Annotated in this window: 13 protein-coding genes; 7 read left to right on the top strand and 6 right to left on the bottom strand. The window is 57.1% G+C overall.

Going from position 1 to position 15,418, the window contains the following annotated elements; genetic code table 11:
• Nucleotides 1-2 precede the first annotated feature (2 nt).
• From HFD87_RS15425 to lplT, 3 genes are all read left to right on the top strand, one after another.
• Nucleotides 3-1,391, top strand: a complete 1,389-nt coding sequence (locus tag HFD87_RS15425) for an efflux transporter outer membrane subunit (RefSeq protein WP_167423624.1) — start codon at nucleotides 3-5, stop codon at nucleotides 1,389-1,391.
• A 90-nt stretch (nucleotides 1,392-1,481) separates the two neighbouring features.
• On the top strand, nucleotides 1,482-3,632 hold the full coding sequence (gene aas, locus HFD87_RS15420) for a bifunctional acyl-ACP--phospholipid O-acyltransferase/long-chain-fatty-acid--ACP ligase (protein WP_010671792.1): 2,151 nt from the start codon (nucleotides 1,482-1,484) through the stop codon (nucleotides 3,630-3,632).
• Nucleotides 3,629-4,819, top strand: coding sequence for a lysophospholipid transporter LplT (gene lplT, locus HFD87_RS15415; RefSeq protein ID WP_010251689.1), 1,191 nt, complete (start codon nucleotides 3,629-3,631; stop codon nucleotides 4,817-4,819). Before aas ends, lplT begins: the two co-directional genes overlap by 4 nt.
• Nucleotides 4,820-4,895: 76 nt before the next feature.
• On the opposite strand, the gene ridA is transcribed toward lplT, so the two are convergent.
• From ridA to argF, 4 genes are all read right to left on the bottom strand, one after another.
• A complete protein-coding gene (gene ridA, locus HFD87_RS15410) occupies nucleotides 4,896-5,282 on the bottom strand; it encodes a 2-iminobutanoate/2-iminopropanoate deaminase (RefSeq protein ID WP_033780485.1) in 387 nt (128 codons plus the stop codon).
• Nucleotides 5,283-5,354: 72 nt separating this feature from the next.
• Nucleotides 5,355-5,819 (bottom strand): aspartate carbamoyltransferase regulatory subunit, encoded by a 465-nt coding sequence (gene pyrI / locus HFD87_RS15405; RefSeq protein WP_010251684.1) that lies wholly within the window; start codon nucleotides 5,817-5,819, stop codon nucleotides 5,355-5,357.
• A 12-nt stretch (nucleotides 5,820-5,831) separates the two neighbouring features.
• Nucleotides 5,832-6,767 carry an aspartate carbamoyltransferase gene (gene pyrB, locus HFD87_RS15400; RefSeq protein ID WP_010251681.1) on the bottom strand — a complete coding sequence of 312 codons (936 nt, stop codon included), beginning with the start codon at nucleotides 6,765-6,767 and terminating at the stop codon, nucleotides 5,832-5,834.
• A gap of 313 nt (nucleotides 6,768-7,080) precedes the next feature.
• Nucleotides 7,081-8,088 (bottom strand): ornithine carbamoyltransferase, encoded by a 1,008-nt coding sequence (argF, locus tag HFD87_RS15395; protein ID WP_167423623.1) that lies wholly within the window; start codon nucleotides 8,086-8,088, stop codon nucleotides 7,081-7,083.
• A gap of 160 nt (nucleotides 8,089-8,248) precedes the next feature.
• On the opposite strand from argF, the gene rraB reads away from it, so the two are divergent.
• From rraB to HFD87_RS15375, 4 genes are all read left to right on the top strand, one after another.
• Nucleotides 8,249-8,665 (top strand): ribonuclease E inhibitor RraB, encoded by a 417-nt coding sequence (gene rraB, locus HFD87_RS15390; RefSeq protein WP_010251675.1) that lies wholly within the window; start codon nucleotides 8,249-8,251, stop codon nucleotides 8,663-8,665.
• A gap of 54 nt (nucleotides 8,666-8,719) precedes the next feature.
• Nucleotides 8,720-9,481 (top strand): tRNA-(ms[2]io[6]A)-hydroxylase, encoded by a 762-nt coding sequence (locus HFD87_RS15385; RefSeq protein ID WP_010671789.1) that lies wholly within the window; start codon nucleotides 8,720-8,722, stop codon nucleotides 9,479-9,481.
• 371 nt (nucleotides 9,482-9,852) lie between these two features.
• A complete protein-coding gene (locus HFD87_RS15380) occupies nucleotides 9,853-11,181 on the top strand; it encodes an OprD family outer membrane porin (protein ID WP_167423622.1) in 1,329 nt (442 codons plus the stop codon).
• Between the two features lie 10 nt (nucleotides 11,182-11,191).
• On the top strand, nucleotides 11,192-11,977 hold the full coding sequence (locus tag HFD87_RS15375) for a histidine phosphatase family protein (protein ID WP_167423621.1): 786 nt from the start codon (nucleotides 11,192-11,194) through the stop codon (nucleotides 11,975-11,977).
• Here the strand turns inward: HFD87_RS15375 and HFD87_RS15370 are convergent.
• Nucleotides 11,972-12,481: a GNAT family N-acetyltransferase gene (locus HFD87_RS15370; RefSeq protein ID WP_045140829.1), complete on the bottom strand. Its 510-nt coding sequence runs from the start codon at nucleotides 12,479-12,481 to the stop codon at nucleotides 11,972-11,974. The genes HFD87_RS15375 and HFD87_RS15370 overlap by 6 nt on opposite strands.
• A 79-nt stretch (nucleotides 12,482-12,560) precedes the next feature.
• Nucleotides 12,561-15,416: a valine--tRNA ligase gene (locus tag HFD87_RS15365; protein WP_010671782.1), complete on the bottom strand. Its 2,856-nt coding sequence runs from the start codon at nucleotides 15,414-15,416 to the stop codon at nucleotides 12,561-12,563.
• Between the last annotated feature and the right edge of the window lie 2 nt (nucleotides 15,417-15,418).

Below are 15,418 nucleotides of genomic sequence, written 5' to 3'. Positions count from 1 at the left end.
CCATGAAACCGCTTATCCCCTTTGTTGTGATGCTGCTGCTGGGCGGCTGTAGCGTCGGTCCCGACTATCAGCGCCCCGCGATGGTGATGCCGGTCCACTATAAAGAGGCCAGAGGCTGGCAGCAGGCGACGCCGCTTGATGCGCAAAGCAAAGGCGAATGGTGGGCGGTTTATCACGACGCCACCCTGAGCGGCCTGCTGAACCAGGTGAGCATCTCGAACCAGAACGTGGCGAATTATGCCGCGCAGTACCGGCAGGCACAGGCGCTGGCGAGTGAGTCACGCGCGGCGCTGTTTCCCTCGCTGGGCTATGACGGCAGCGCGACGCGCAGCGGCAGCCACGCGACTGACAGCAGCGTTCGCACCACCAGCAGCAGCCATCAGGCGGAGCTGAGCGCCAGCTGGGAGCTGGATCTGTGGGGCAAACTGCGACGCACGCTGGAGGAGAACCGCGCCAGCGCCTCGGCCAGCGCGGCGGAACTGGCCAATATCACCCTGAGCGCCCAGTCTGAACTGGCGCAGGACTATTTCCAGCTGCGCATCATGGATCAGAAAATCGCGCTCTATCAGCAGAGCGTTGATGCTTATCAGCGCTATCTGAAAGTGATTACCAGCCAGTATCAGGCGGGCACCGCGTCGCGTGCCACCCTGGCTCAGGCGCAGCTGCAGCTGGAGAGCGCCAGCGCCTCGGCGCAGGATTATCAGTGGCAGCGTGCACAGATGGAGCACGCCATTGCGCTGCTGGTCGGCAAAGCACCCGCTGAATTCAGCCTGACCGCCGCGCCGCTGACGGCCACGCTGCCCGCGATTCCGGCAGCCCTGCCGGGCGAGCTGTTGCAGCGCCGTCCCGACATTGCTTACGCCGAACGTAACATGGCCGCCGCCAATGCTGCGGTGGGCGTGGCGGTGGCCGGTTACTATCCCGACCTGACCCTGAGCGCCAGCGGTGGCGTCAGTTCTTCCGTGCTGCATTCGCTCTTCTCGCTGCCGAATCGCGTCTGGTCGCTGGGGCCGGAGCTGAGCGGCACGCTGCTGGATTTTGGTGCGACCGCAGCACAGGTCGATCAGGCACGAGCGGGCTGGGATGCCAGCGTTGCGACCTATCGTCAGACGGTGCTGACCGCAATGCAGGAGGTGGAAGATAAGCTGGTGGAGCTGAACACGCTGCAGGGTGAGATCGCCGCGCAGCAGCGCGCCACCGACGCGGCGCAGACCTCTGCGCGGGTAACCCGTTTGCAGTACGAGGCGGGCATGATTACGTATCTGGATGTGGCGACCATCGAAAACAGCCGCCTGAGTGCGCAGCAGAGTTTGCTGACGCTGCAGAGCACGCAGTGGGTCAGCAGTGTGGCGCTGATGGCGTCACTCGGCGGTGGCTGGCAGGCACCCTGAAGGCGGCGTCAGGTTACCGATAATTCTGTTGTCGAACCGCGTCAAATCCTGCATCGTGAGGGGCTATTTTCACGATGCTAAGGAGCCGGCATGGTTTTCACACTATTGCGCCTGATATTTCGCCTGTTATGGCGGGTCGAACTGCGTGGCGACGTCGCCGAACTGCATAAGCAGAAGGTATTGATCACGCCGAACCATATGTCGTTTCTCGACGGCATATTGCTGGCGCTATTTTTGCCGATTAAGCCGGTCTATGCGGTCTATTCGACCATCAGCGAAAGCTGGTTTATGCGGCTGGTTAAACCCTTTATCGACTATGTACCGCTCGATCCCACCAAACCCATGGCGCTCAAACAGCTGGTCAGGCTGATCGACAGTGGCCGTCCGGTGGTGATCTTCCCGGAAGGACGTATTACCGTCACCGGATCGCTGATGAAGATCTACAGCGGGGCGGGTTTTGTCGCGGCGCGTTCGGGCGCGAATGTGGTGCCGATGCGCATTGAAGGCGCAGAGTACACGCCGTTTGGTCGTCTGGCGGGCGTGTTTAAACGTCGCCTGTTCCCGCGCATCACCCTGACGATTCTGCCCGCCACCCGCATTCCGATGCCGGAGGCGAAACGGGCGCGCGATCGGCGCGTGCTGGCCGGTGAGCATCTGCATCATGTGATGATGGAAGCGCGCATGGCGGTGCGTCCGCGTGAAACCCTGTTTGAGGCATTTCTGGCGGCGCGTACGCGTTATGGCGCGTTTAAGCGCTGCATCGAAGATGTCAATTTCAAACCCGACAGCTACAACGGACTGCTGAAGAAGGCGCTGGGCGTGGGCCGTATTCTGGAGCGCTACAGCCAGCCGCGCGAAGTGGTAGGACTGCTGCTGCCCAATACCACCGTCACGGCGGCGGCGATTTTCGGGGCATCCCTGCGCGGACGTGTTCCGGCGATGCTCAACTATACGGCGGGCGTGAACGGCATGCGGGCGGCACTGACCGCCGCGCAGATCAAAACGGTCTTCACGTCGCGCCAGTTCCTGGACAAAGGCAACCTGTGGCATCTGCCGCAGGGGCTCGATGATGTGCAGTGGATCTATCTGGAAGATCTGAAAGATACCGTGACCAGTAAGGACAAACTGTGGATCGTCGCCCATCTGCTGATGCCGCATCGCGCACAGCTGCCCCAGCAGCCGGAAGACGCCGCGATGGTACTGTTTACCTCCGGCTCGGAAGGCAATCCTAAAGGGGTGGTGCATTCGCATAAAAGCCTGCTGGCGAACGTCGAACAGATTCGTACCATCGCCGACTTCACCCCGCGCGACCGCTTTATGTCGGCGCTGCCGCTGTTCCATGCATTTGGTCTGACCGTCGGGCTGTTTACGCCGCTGATGACCGGCGCGCAGGTGTTCCTCTATCCCAGCCCGCTGCACTATCGCATCGTGCCGGAGCTGGTCTATGACCGCAACTGCACCGTGCTGTTTGGCACCTCGACCTTCCTCGGCAACTACGCGCGCTTTGCCGCGCCCTATGATTTTGCCCGCCTGCGCTATGTGGTGGCGGGGGCGGAGAAGCTGCAGGAGAACACCCGTCAGCTCTACATGGAGAAGTATGGCATTCGCATTCTTGAAGGCTACGGCGTAACCGAATGCGCGCCAGTGGTCGCGATTAACGTGCCGATGGCGGCGAAGGCGCACACCGTCGGACGCATTCTGCCGGGCATGGATTCGCGGCTGATGTCGGTGCCGGGCATTGAGCAGGGCGGACGGCTGCAACTGCGCGGACCGAACGTGATGAAGGGCTATCTGCGGGTTGAGAATCCAGGCGTGCTGGAAGTGCCGGTCGCCGACGATGGCGAAGGCAATCAGGAAGCGGGCTGGTATGACACGGGTGATATCGTCAGCTTTGATGACGGCGGTTTCTGCCAGATTCAGGGGCGCGCCAAACGCTTCGCGAAGATTGCCGGTGAGATGGTGTCGCTGGAGATCGTCGAGCAGATCGCTCTGAAAGCGTCGCCGGACAAACAACATGCCGCCTCGCTGCGCCCGGATGGTCAGCGTGGTGAGGCGCTGGTGCTGTTCACCACCGACGCTGAACTGGCGCGCGACAGCCTGCAGAAAGCGGCCCGCGAGCTGGGTGCGCCAGAACTGGCGCTGCCGCGTGATATCCGGGTGATGAAGCAGTTGCCGCAGCTGGGCAGCGGTAAACCCGATTACGTCACGCTGAAAAAAATGGCGGAAGAGGAGCAGGCATGAGCCTTGATCGTAATGCGCCGCTGATGTCACGCGGCATGATCGCCGTGATTATCGCCCAGTTCTTTTCGGCCTTCGGCGATAACGCGCTGCTGTTTGCCACGCTGGCCGTACTGAAAAGCCAGTTCTATCCCGACTGGAGTCAGCCGGTGCTGCAGATGCTCTTTGTCGCAGCCTACATTCTGCTGGCACCGTTTGTCGGTCAGGTCGCGGACAGCATGGCAAAAGGGCGGGTGATGATGCTCGCCAACAGCCTGAAGCTGCTGGGCGCGCTGGTGATCTGCTTCGGCTTCAACCCCTTCCTCGGATATACCCTGGTGGGCGCGGGCGCAGCCGCTTACTCTCCGGCTAAATATGGCATCCTCGGTGAGATCACTCACGGCGAGAAGCTGGTGAAAGCCAACGGGCTGATGGAGGGATCGACCATCGCCGCCATTCTGCTCGGCTCAGTGGCGGGTGGGATGCTGGCTGACTGGCATCTGCTGGCGGCGCTGGGGATCTGTGCGCTGACCTACGGCATTGCCGTGGTGGCCAACCTGTTTATCCCGAAACTGCAGGCGGCGCGTCCTGGTCAGAGCTGGCAGCTGGGTATGATGGTACGCAGTTTTTTCAGTGCTGCCGCGCTGCTATGGCGTGATGCGGAGACGCGCTTCTCGCTGCTCGGCACCAGCCTGTTCTGGGGCGCAGGCGTGACGCTGCGTTTTCTGCTGGTGCTGTGGGTGCCGGTGGCGCTGGGCATCAGTGACAACACCACGCCAACGACCCTGAATGCCATGGTGGCGATCGGGATTGTGATTGGGGCGGCGGCGGCGGCGAAGCTGGTGACGCTTGAAACGGTGCGTCGCTGTATGCCAGCCGGTGTGCTGATTGGTGTGATGGTCGTCGTCTTCGCGCTGCAGCATTCTCTGCTGAATGCCTATCTGGTGCTGATGCTGATTGGCGCGCTGGGCGGTTTCTTTGTGGTGCCGCTGAATGCACTGCTGCAGGCGCGGGGCAAAGAGAGCGTCGGTTCAGGTAATGCGATTGCGGTGCAGAATCTGGGTGAGAACAGCGCCATGCTGATCATGCTGGGGCTCTATACGCTGGCGATCAAGGCGGGTGCCCCTGCGGTGGCGACGGGCGTCGGTTTTGGCGTGCTGTTTGCGCTGGCGATAGCGCTGCTGTGGCTGTGGCGTCCGGCTAAGCGTTAAGCGATTCACCGCCTCTCTCCGGGATAGCCGGAGAGAGGCGGGCGCCTTCGTTAACAATAGATGTTAACAACGGAGATTAGCGACGAAGGGCAATCGCTTCGATTTCGATCTTCACATCCTTTGGCAGACGCGCCACTTCGACACAGGAACGCGCCGGGAAGTGAGCTTCATGCTCGGTGAAAAACGCCTCATAAGCCGCATTGACCGTGGCGAAGTCATTTAAATCCTTTACGAACACCGTGGTCTTCACGATGTCGCCGACCTTCAGACCCGCTGCTTCAACAATCGCCTTCACATTTTCCAGTGACTGACGCGCCTGTGCGGCAACGTCATCCGCCACCTGGCCGGTCGCCGGATCCACCGGGATCTGGCCAGAGGTGATGATCATGCTGCCCAGATCGACACCCTGAACATAGGGGCCAATAGCGGCAGGGGCTTTTCCAGTACTGATTTCACGAGACATCATTGCTCCTTTGATTACGTCGTCAGGCGGCCATGCCGCCGGTGTTGCCCATTATAAGGTCGGGCAGGGCGATTACCAGTGACCCAGCACCACATGGCGGGCGAACTCTTTTTCGCAATATTTGCACTTCAGATGCACATCGTCGGCGCGCTGCTTCACGGCAAAGCTGGAGAAGACCGGCTCGCTGCGGCTGATGCAGTTGCTGTTGGGGCAGGTCAGTACCCGTTCAACGTGGTCCGGCAGCGTCGGGGCGATCTTAGCAACTACTTCATAGTCGTCGATGCGGTTTACCGTGGCATGGGGCGCATAGACCGCCAGCTGATTGACCTGATCGTCGGTGAGAAAGGTGTTCTCAATCTTGATCAGATCTTTGCGGCCCATCTCGCCCGAGGGCAGATTCAGGCCAATGGTAATGCGCTGATCGGTTTCGGTCAGCCGGAACAGAGAGAGCAATTTAAAGCCGATCTGCGCCGGAATATGGTCGATGACCGTGCCGCGTTTGATCGCTTCGACCTGCAGTTTGTTGTCCTGCGTCATGGGGGTATCTCCTTACAGGGCGAGTTCGCTGTTTAAAACCAGTGCCAGCAGAGCCTGGCGCGCATAGATGCCGTTACCCGCCTGCTGGAAATACCAGGCATACGGGGTTTTATCGACATCGGTGGTGATTTCGTCGATGCGCGGCAGCGGGTGCAGTACCTTCATATTGTCTCGCGCCGTAGCGAGATCGGCGGCGCGCAGAATGAACTGCGCTTTGACATTGGCATATTCTGACGGATCGAGCCGCTCTTTCTGCACCCGCGTCATGTAGAGGATATCGAGCTGCGGCATCACCTCTTCAAAGCTGTCGTGACGTGACCAGCTGATATTCTTCTCATCCAGCATGTCGGTGATATAGGCCGGCATCGCCAGCGCATCGGGCGCGATAAAGAAGAAGCGGTTGCCGTCAAACTTCGCCAGCGCCTGGGTCAGGGAGTGCACGGTGCGGCCATACTTCAGGTCGCCGACCATCGCCACATTCAGCTGATTAAGACGGCTCTGCGTCTCCTGAATGGTGAAGAGATCAAGCAGCGTCTGGGTCGGATGCTGGTTCGCGCCGTCACCGGCGTTGAGAATCGGGATGCCACCGGAGAATTCGGTCGCCAGCCGCGCCGCGCCTTCCTGCGGGTGACGCATCACAATGGCATCGACGTAGGTGCTGATCACTGAAATGGTGTCGGCCAGGGTTTCGCCCTTTTTGCCCAGCGACGTATTACTGCCGTCAGCAAAGCCCACCGCTGACGCGCCGAGGCGATGAATGGCGGTTTCAAACGACAGGCGGGTACGGGTCGACGCCTCAAAGAAGCAGCTGGCGATAACCTTGTGCTTCAGCAGTTCCGGCTGCGGGTGGGCTTTCAGCTTTGCGGCGGTGTGTAACGCCAGTTCCAGCTCTTCACGACTGAGGTCGTTAATTGAAATAATGTGTTTGCGATATAGCGGGTTAGCCATAGCTTTCTCCTCTGCGCGGCCGGATTGCGGACAAAAAAAAGCCCCTGCTTAAGGGGCTTTTTTAAGATCGGGTCGATGACCGAAAGAAACAGTAGCACCGCCTGCGGTCAGGCGTGATTGAGCGTCAAATTGTCCGCTGTGCTGTAGCATATTTCCTCCGGCAAATTGGGCCGCATTATACCCGTTCGCGGTGGGGCAGCAAGAGGAAAACGTTTGCGCCTGCCTGGCCGATCGGAGGCCGGGCCAGGTCAGGCGGATGAATCGCTGAGTATCAGCGCTCCCTGGCAGCATCAGCCCGTGTCACATCCGTCGGTCAGCGCTGGCCCAGCGTGGCCACCATTACCGCTTTAATCGTGTGCATCCGGTTCTCAGCCTGGTCGAACACAATGCTGTGTGGTGACTCAAATACCTCGTTGCTCACTTCCATGCCGTTGGGCAGATCGTACTGCTCTGCCATCTGCTGGCCCAGCGTGGTCTGATCGTCGTGGAAGGCGGGCAGACAGTGCAGGAATTTAACCTGCGGGTTGCCGGTCAGATCGAGCATCGCGCGGTTCACCTGATAGTCACGCAGCAGCGCGATACGCTCGGCCCACACCGCTTTGGCTTCGCCCATCGACACCCAGACATCGGTGTAGATAAAGTCAGCGCCTTTCACGCCGTCGGCAATATGTTCGGTGAGGGTGATTTTCCCGCCGGTCTGCTGCGCGGCTTCACGGCACTGCGCCACCAGTTGCTCCTCTGGCCAGCAGCTCTTTGGTGCCACCAGACGCAGATCCAGCCCCACCTGTGCGGCGGCTTCCAGCATGGTGTTGCCCATGTTGTTGCGCGCATCACCTACATAAACCAGCGTCATCTCGCTGAGTTTTTTGCCCGGCAGATGCTCCTGCATGGTCAGCAGATCGGCCAGCAGCTGGGTCGGATGAAACTCGGTGGTCAGGCCGTTCCACACCGGCACACCGGCATGTTCCGCCAGCGTTTCCACCAGTTCCTGACCGTAACCGCGATACTGAATGCCATCATACATCCGGCCCAGCACCCGCGCGGTGTCGCTCATCGACTCTTTATGGCCGATCTGGCTGCCACTCGGGCCAAGATAGGTGACGTTCGCACCCTGATCGTAAGCGGCAACTTCGAAAGAGCATCGGGTACGGGTCGAGTCTTTTTCGAAGATGAGCGCGATGTTTTTACCTTTCAGATGCTGCACTTCATGGGCGCTTTTTTTCGCCCGTTTCAATTCAGCGGAAAGGGTAAGCAGGTGATCAATCTCGGCGGGCGTAAAATCCAGAAGCCTGAGGAAATGGCGCTGATACAGCTGACTCATACAACACTCCGGTAATCATTAAAGTGAATTAAAATTCAATCTAACCGTATGAATATGCATTTTCAAGTGCAGGGCTAATAAACTTTTCGTTTTGTGTAGTGGCGCGACGGGCAGTATGGGAAAATAATTGATTATTGCCGAACTCAGAGAGGATATCGTCATGGCATATGAAGCATTACTGGAAGAGCAGCAGGAAGAGACGCGGCAGATTATTGAAGAGCTGCTGGAGGATGGCAGCGATCCTGATGCGCTCTATACCATCGAGCACCATCTCTCATGCAATAATTTTGATTCGCTGGAAAAAGCGGCCGTTGATGCGTTCAAGCTGGGTTATGAAGTGACCGAGCCGGAAGAGCTGGAGCTGGAAGATGGCACCACCGTGATGTGCGTAGACATCATCAGCGAATCCGCCCTGAAGCCTGAACTGATCGATGTGCAGGTTGAGCAGCTGGTGAACCTGATTGGTAAGTACAACGTCGATTACGACGGCTGGGGCACCTATTTTGAAGATCCCGATGCCGAAGATGAAGATGACGACGCCATCGAAGATGAAGATGATGATGGTATTCGCCACTAAGTAGCCGGGGCGGAGAGTTCTCCGCCTGTCACCCCTGCCACCTGTTTTAACATCATGAACTACGCACCCTTACTTGAACCTATCTATCAGTTTCTGCACTGCCGCACGCCACAGGCCTGGATTGATGAGGCGCGCAAGCCGGAAAATCTGACCCTGCTGTTAACCGACCATCTGGTGTGCGAACTGAAAGCCGCGCAGACCGCGGTGTGGTTGATCCGCAAATATGTTGCCGACAAACCCAGTGGCGACGCCATTCTGGCGTGGCTGAAACCTTATGAAGATTTTATCTTCCGCGAAGATGGCGACAGCGACTTTATCAACGCCCATAAGAACCTGACAAAACGTATCATCGTGCGCAATGCGCTGCCGTGGGCGGATGAGCTGGTGGAGAAGATGGTGCTGCTGATTAAAGAGGAGCTGCATCACTTCTATCAGGTGTGGGAAATTATGCAGTCGCGCGGGCTGGTCTATCAGAAGATCACCTCCAGCCGCTATGCCAAATCGCTGCTGCGCGAAGTCACCACCCATGAACCGGAAACGCTGGTGGATAAGCTGATATGCGGCGCTTACATCGAGGCGCGCTCCTGCGAGCGTTTCGCCAGTCTGGCACCTTATCTTGATGATGAACTGGCGAAGTTCTATCTGTCGCTGTTGCGCTCAGAGGCGCGGCATTATCAGGACTATTTAACCCTGGCGGCGCAGATTGCCACCAGAGATATCACGCCGCGGGTGCAGGTGATTGGGGCAACAGAAGGGCGGTTAATTAGCGAACCCGACAACGAATTACGCTTTCACAGCGGCGTACCGGCGTTCTGATTAGAGTAAACGGCGCTCTTACGATGGCCGTTTATTTTTTTATATTGAACCGGGTTGATTTTATTAATAATAAAAAGATAAATATTAACTGTTAATCTAATATGAACGCGTTACCTCCGAAAAATATAATTTGAGTGACCCCTCACAAAATATTTTATCTCTTCTGTTTTTTCTTTGCGGAATAACTATAGTGCTTTTGCCGGATTAGGATTGTTATTTTTCAAGCAAAACCTGATTCATAACGCCTCTTTGCCAGAGAGGGTTGTGAATCAGGTTTTTTTTTGCACCGGGTATAGCCGGGGAAAAGAATCAGCGACTTTTTTTTGGCGTCCAGTTTTGCTAATAAGCATTTAATGGAAGGAGTCATTAACATGAGGGGAAAGCGCGGTATTCCGTTATTTATTTTACTGTTTTTGCAGCCATCTGGCGCATGGGCTGACTTTTCCGACGCATTATCGTTCTCTGACACTGCTTTCCTGCGTGATTCGCAACTCGATCTCAGACTGCGTAATCACTGGAAGTATCTCAAGGAAAATGAAGCGCAGCCTACCGCTGTTCATAATGCCTGGGGACAGGCGGCAAGCCTGAATTTTCGTTCCGGCTATCAGTGGGACTGGCTGGGTTTCGATGCAACCTATACCCGAGCGATCAGGCTGGGAGCCAGCGATTACTTTGCCACGCGCGGCCTGCTTTACGACAGCGGCGGTCATCAGCAAAAAGCTGACGCGCACGGCTTCAGCAAGTTTGGTGAACGCTATCTGAAAGTGAAGCTGGGGGACGCGAATGCGGGATTTAAAGGAAAAGCGGGCTGGCAGGAGTTAAAAAACATCGGCGTGCTGACCACCACGGACCGCTTGTCACGCAACAGTTACTCAGGCTATAGCGGCGCGCTGAACGTGCAGAAGATACGGCTGGATTTGGCTTACGTGACCAAAACGCTTCGCCACGACTCGCCGAAGAGTCTTGCCCTGCAAACCCAGGACCGACGAAAAATTAATGCGATCTATACCGGCGCACTGAGCTATACCGCTGATCGCGGACGTCTCGCCTACGCATTTGGCGAAGCGGAAGCCTACCAGCGGCGTCATGTTATCGAAGCGAATTACTCGCTCTCGCCGGACTGGCGCTTGTCCTCTCAAATTTATGGCAGTCAGGGGCTGGAAAATTATAAAAGCATGGCGGCCAGCAAAAGATCGTTCGATAACCACGCGTGGCACTATGTCGGTGAAGCAGACTGGATTAACGACAGATGGACACAGAAATTCGCTGCCGCCTGGACTTCGGCACCCAAACATAATGCGGTGGGATATTATGTGCGCCCGCTGACAAAAAATACCCGTGGACGTTTCAACGCCCTGACCTCTTCCGGAAAAGATTATACCCGTGATAAAGAACTGGCGCTGGTGTCGCAGACGGAATTTGAAATTTCAAAAGGCATTTTTAGCGGGTTTCAGATTAACTATGGACAGTTTAATTATCGTAATACGCGTATACGTTCGGGGGAAGTCGCGCTCATAAACCGCTTCATCGAACCCCATCCGGTCCTGAAGGATTTATCGGTCTTTACGCTATTCGGTTATGGCTGGTCATATAAGAATAATAAAGAAACGCCGGTTTTTAATGCGCAAGGAAAATATATGCGTTCTCCCAGCCTTTCTGCAGAGATCGCGGTTGAATATAAATTAAATCTGTTCAGATAAGGAAAATACGATGAAAAGAATTTTTAAAGCGTTGCTGATTCTTATTGTGGTTGGGGCTGTCGCAGGCGAAGCCTTTGCCGCCGATGTCACTCTCTACGTTACGCGGCATGGTAAAACGATGTTCAACACGGTGCATCGCGCGCAGGGATGGGCAGATACTCCGCTAACGCCAGCGGGCGTGGAGGTGGCGCAAAAGCTGGGACGCGGTCTGCAGACGACCCCGTTTATTGCCGTCTGGTCCAGCGATTCTGGCAGAGCGAGAGAAACCGCGCAGCTTGTGATGCAGGCATGGAAAACGCCGCTGCCGCTGAACGAACGCCGGGAATTGCGGGAAGTGGGCTTTGGCCTGTATGAGGGCGATCTGAATAATAATATGTTGAACGATGCCGCCCATCAGTTGGGATTTGCATCCGATACGGCGCTAATGGAGGCCTATGGCAAAGGCAAGGTTCATGTCGACAGGATCATAGACGCTATCCGGCAGGCGGAAGCGTCAGGCACGCCGGCACTGAGAGGCATTAAATCAGCAGGCATGGCCGAAAGCTATCAGCAGGTTGCGAAGCGAATGGTCGATAGCCTGACTGAGATAGCGCAGCAGGCCCGGCAGCAGGGCGGCGGTAACGTTCTGGTGGTCACGCATGGCCTGGCGATTACAGCGCTACTGCAGGCGCTTGGCGATACGTCGTTAAACCAGACGCTGGACAATGCGAGCGTAACCCGGCTGCGCTATACCGACAGCGGAGAGTTCGTGATTGAATCCATCAACGATATGAGTTACGTAGAGCGCGGCTTATAACTTCCGCAACATACGCACTTCGCAATCGACATGGCCTGTGCAGCCCATCGCGCTGTCGATATGCTCGAAGCCGAGTGACTCATAAAGTTTAATGGCCCGCGTCAGGCTGGCGGTGGTTTCCAGATAGCAGCGACGGAAGCCGTGGCTGCGTGCATGTTCTATCGCCCGCAGCGCCAGTTCGCGAGCCAGACCCTGACCGCGCACCTCCGGCAGAAAGTACATCTTTTGCAGTTCGCAGATATCGGGCGCGCTGCAGGCGAGCGGCGCAACACCGCCGCCGCCGACCACCTTGCCCTGATACTCAACAATCCAGTAGGCGCTCTGTTCTGCACTGTAGAGCTCAAACAGCTGGTCGAGCTGCGGATCGGAAACGGTGTAGCCCTTGTCAGCCGTCAGGCCGAACTCCGCGGAAACGTCGCGGATCACCTGGGCGATATGCGGATTATCGGCGGCAGTAATCGGCCGCACCTGGAGGTCAATACGCGGGGTGGCGCTGGTCGTCATCATCTCTTCCGGATTTGTACGAGGTCAATAAAAAAGCCGGGCAAGCCCGGCTTTATGAATAAGCTGTCAGCTAAGACGCTTACAATGCCGCAATGACCGCCTGCTGTTCAATCAGTTTTGCTTTTGATTGTTGCAGGTCCGCTACGCGTTCGCGCTCTTTCGCCACCACCGCTTCCGGGGCGCGCGAAACAAAGCCTTCGTTCGCCAGCTTGGTCTCGATCTTCTCGATTTCTACATCCAGCTTAACCAGCTCTTTCGCCAGACGCTCCAGCTCGGCGGTTTTATCCACCAGATCCGCCATCGGGATCAACAGCTCTGCACCTTCAACCAGTTTGGTCACCGACACCGGACCTTTCTCGCCCGCAGGCAGAATGGTCAGGCTTTCCAGACGCGCCAGGCGCGACAGGAAGTTGCGGTTGGCTTCAACTCGACGCAGTGCCGCAGGCGAGCAGTCACGCAGCAGCACATCCAGCGGCTTGCTCAGTGCGATGTTCATCTCGGCACGGATATTACGCACCGCCACGATCGCCTGTTTCATCCACTCGATGTCCGCTTTCGCTTCGGCATCTTCTTTCGCCGCATCGTACTGCGGGAAAGGCTGCAGCATGATGGTGTCGTCGCTGATATTCTTCAGCCCCTTCACGCGCTGCCAGATGGTTTCAGTGATAAACGGAATGATCGGATGCGCCAGACGCAGCAGCGCCTCGAGCACGTGAACCAGCGTATGACGGGTGCCACGCAGTTCAGATTCACTGCCGCTGTTCATGACCGGCTTGGTCAGCTCCAGATACCAGTCGCAGAACTGGTTCCAGGTGAAGTCATACAGCAGGTTAGCCGCGATATCGAAACGGTAGCTATCCAGCGCTTCACGGTACGCTTTCACCGTGTTGTTGAACTCGGTCAGGATCCAGCGATCTGCCAGCGACAGCGTCATTTCACCGCCATTCTGTCCGCAATCCTGCTCTTCGGTGTTCATCAGCACAAAGCGGCTGGCGTTCCACAGCTTGTTACAGAAGTTGCGATAGCCTTCCAGGCGCTTCATGTCCCAGTTGATGTCGCGACCGGTAGAGGCCAGCGCCGCCAGAGTGAAACGCAGCGCATCGGTGCCTGATGGCTCGATGCCGTCCGGGAACTGCTTCTCGGTACGTTTGCGGATTTTCTCCGCCAGCTGTGGCTGCATCATGTTGCCGGTGCGTTTTTCCAGCAGCGCTTCCAGTGAAATGCCGTCGACCATATCCAGCGGGTCAATCACGTTGCCCTTGGATTTCGACATCTTCTGGCCTTCTTCATCACGGATCAGACCGGTCATGTAGACGGTTTTAAACGGTACCTGTGGTTTGCCGTTTTCATCTTTGATGAAGTGCATGGTCAGCATGATCATGCGGGCAATCCAGAAGAAGATGATGTCGAAGCCGCTGACCAGCACGCTGGTCGGATGGAAAGTACGCAGCGCTTCGGTGTTTTCTGGCCAGCCCAGGGTGGAGAAGGTCCACAGACCTGAGGAGAACCAGGTATCCAGCACGTCATCATCCTGACGCAGCGCGACGTCGGCGGCCAGGTTGTTCTCAGCCCGCACTTCGTCTTCGGTGCGGCCGACGTAGACGTTACCGTTGTCGTCATACCACGCCGGGATGCGGTGACCCCACCAGAGCTGACGGGAGATACACCAGTCCTGAATATCGCGCATCCAGGAGAAGTACATGTTTTCGTACTGCTTCGGTACAAACTGGATGTCGCCGTTTTCAACGGCTTCAACCGCGACTTTCGCCAGCGGTGCGGTACGCACATACCACTGATCAGTCAGCATCGGCTCGATAACCACGCCGCCACGGTCGCCGTAGGGCACGGTCAGATCGTGGGGTTTGATCTCTTCAAGCAGGCCGAGTTCATCGACAGCGGCAACAATCGCTTTACGCGCCGCGAAGCGTTCCATGTTCTGGAAAGCCGCCGGGATCTCATCGGAACAGGCATCGCTGGCTTCGCCATTGGTGTCATACACCTGAGCACGATCGCGGATATCGCCGTCGAAGGTCAGGATGTTGATCATCGGCAGTTTGTGACGACGGCCGACTTCATAGTCGTTGAAGTCATGCGCCGGGGTGATCTTGACGCAGCCGGTGCCTTTTTCCATGTCGGCATGTTCGTCGCCAACGATAGGGATAAGACGGCCAACCAGCGGCAGCATCACAAATTTGCCGATCAGATCTTTGTAACGTGGATCTTCCGGGTTAACGGCGACGCCGGTATCGCCCAGCAGGGTTTCCGGACGCGTGGTGGCGACCACCAGATAATCTTTGCCGTCGGCGGTTTTTGCGCCGTCAGCCAGCGGATAGCGGATATGCCACATCGAGCCTTTGCTCTCGCGGTTTTCCACTTCCAGGTCGGAGATTGCGGTACGCAGTTTTGGATCCCAGTTCACCAGGCGTTTGCCACGGTAGATCAGGTTCTCTTTATAGAGGCGAACAAACACCTCTTTCACGGCGTTGGAAAGGCCATCGTCCATGGTGAAGCGCTCGCGCTCCCAGTCGACGGAGTTGCCCAGACGGCGCATCTGGCGGGTGATGGTGCCGCCGGACTCTGCTTTCCACTGCCAGATTTTGTCGATGAACGCATCACGGCCATAGTCCTGGCGCGTCTTGCCCTCTTCAGCCGCAATTTTGCGCTCAACTACCATCTGCGTGGCGATGCCCGCGTGGTCAGTACCGGCCTGCCACAGGGTATTTTTCCCCTGCATGCGCTGGTAACGGATCATGGTGTCCATGATGGTTTGCTGGAAGGCGTGACCCATGTGCAAGCTACCAGTGACGTTCGGCGGCGGGATCATGATGCAAAAGCTTTCCTGGCTGGTATCGCCATTCGGTTTGAAGTAGCCCTGCTTTTCCCAATGCTCGTAAAGCGGCTGCTCGATATCTTGCGGGTTATATGTCTTTTCCATTT

This window comes from Pantoea sp. EKM21T, assembly GCF_011800405.1.
In the GTDB taxonomy this organism is placed as follows: Bacteria; Pseudomonadota; Gammaproteobacteria; order Enterobacterales; family Enterobacteriaceae; genus Pantoea; species Pantoea agglomerans.
Note: the sequence above shows the minus strand (reverse complement) of the source record. Positions and strands in the feature narration are given on the sequence as shown.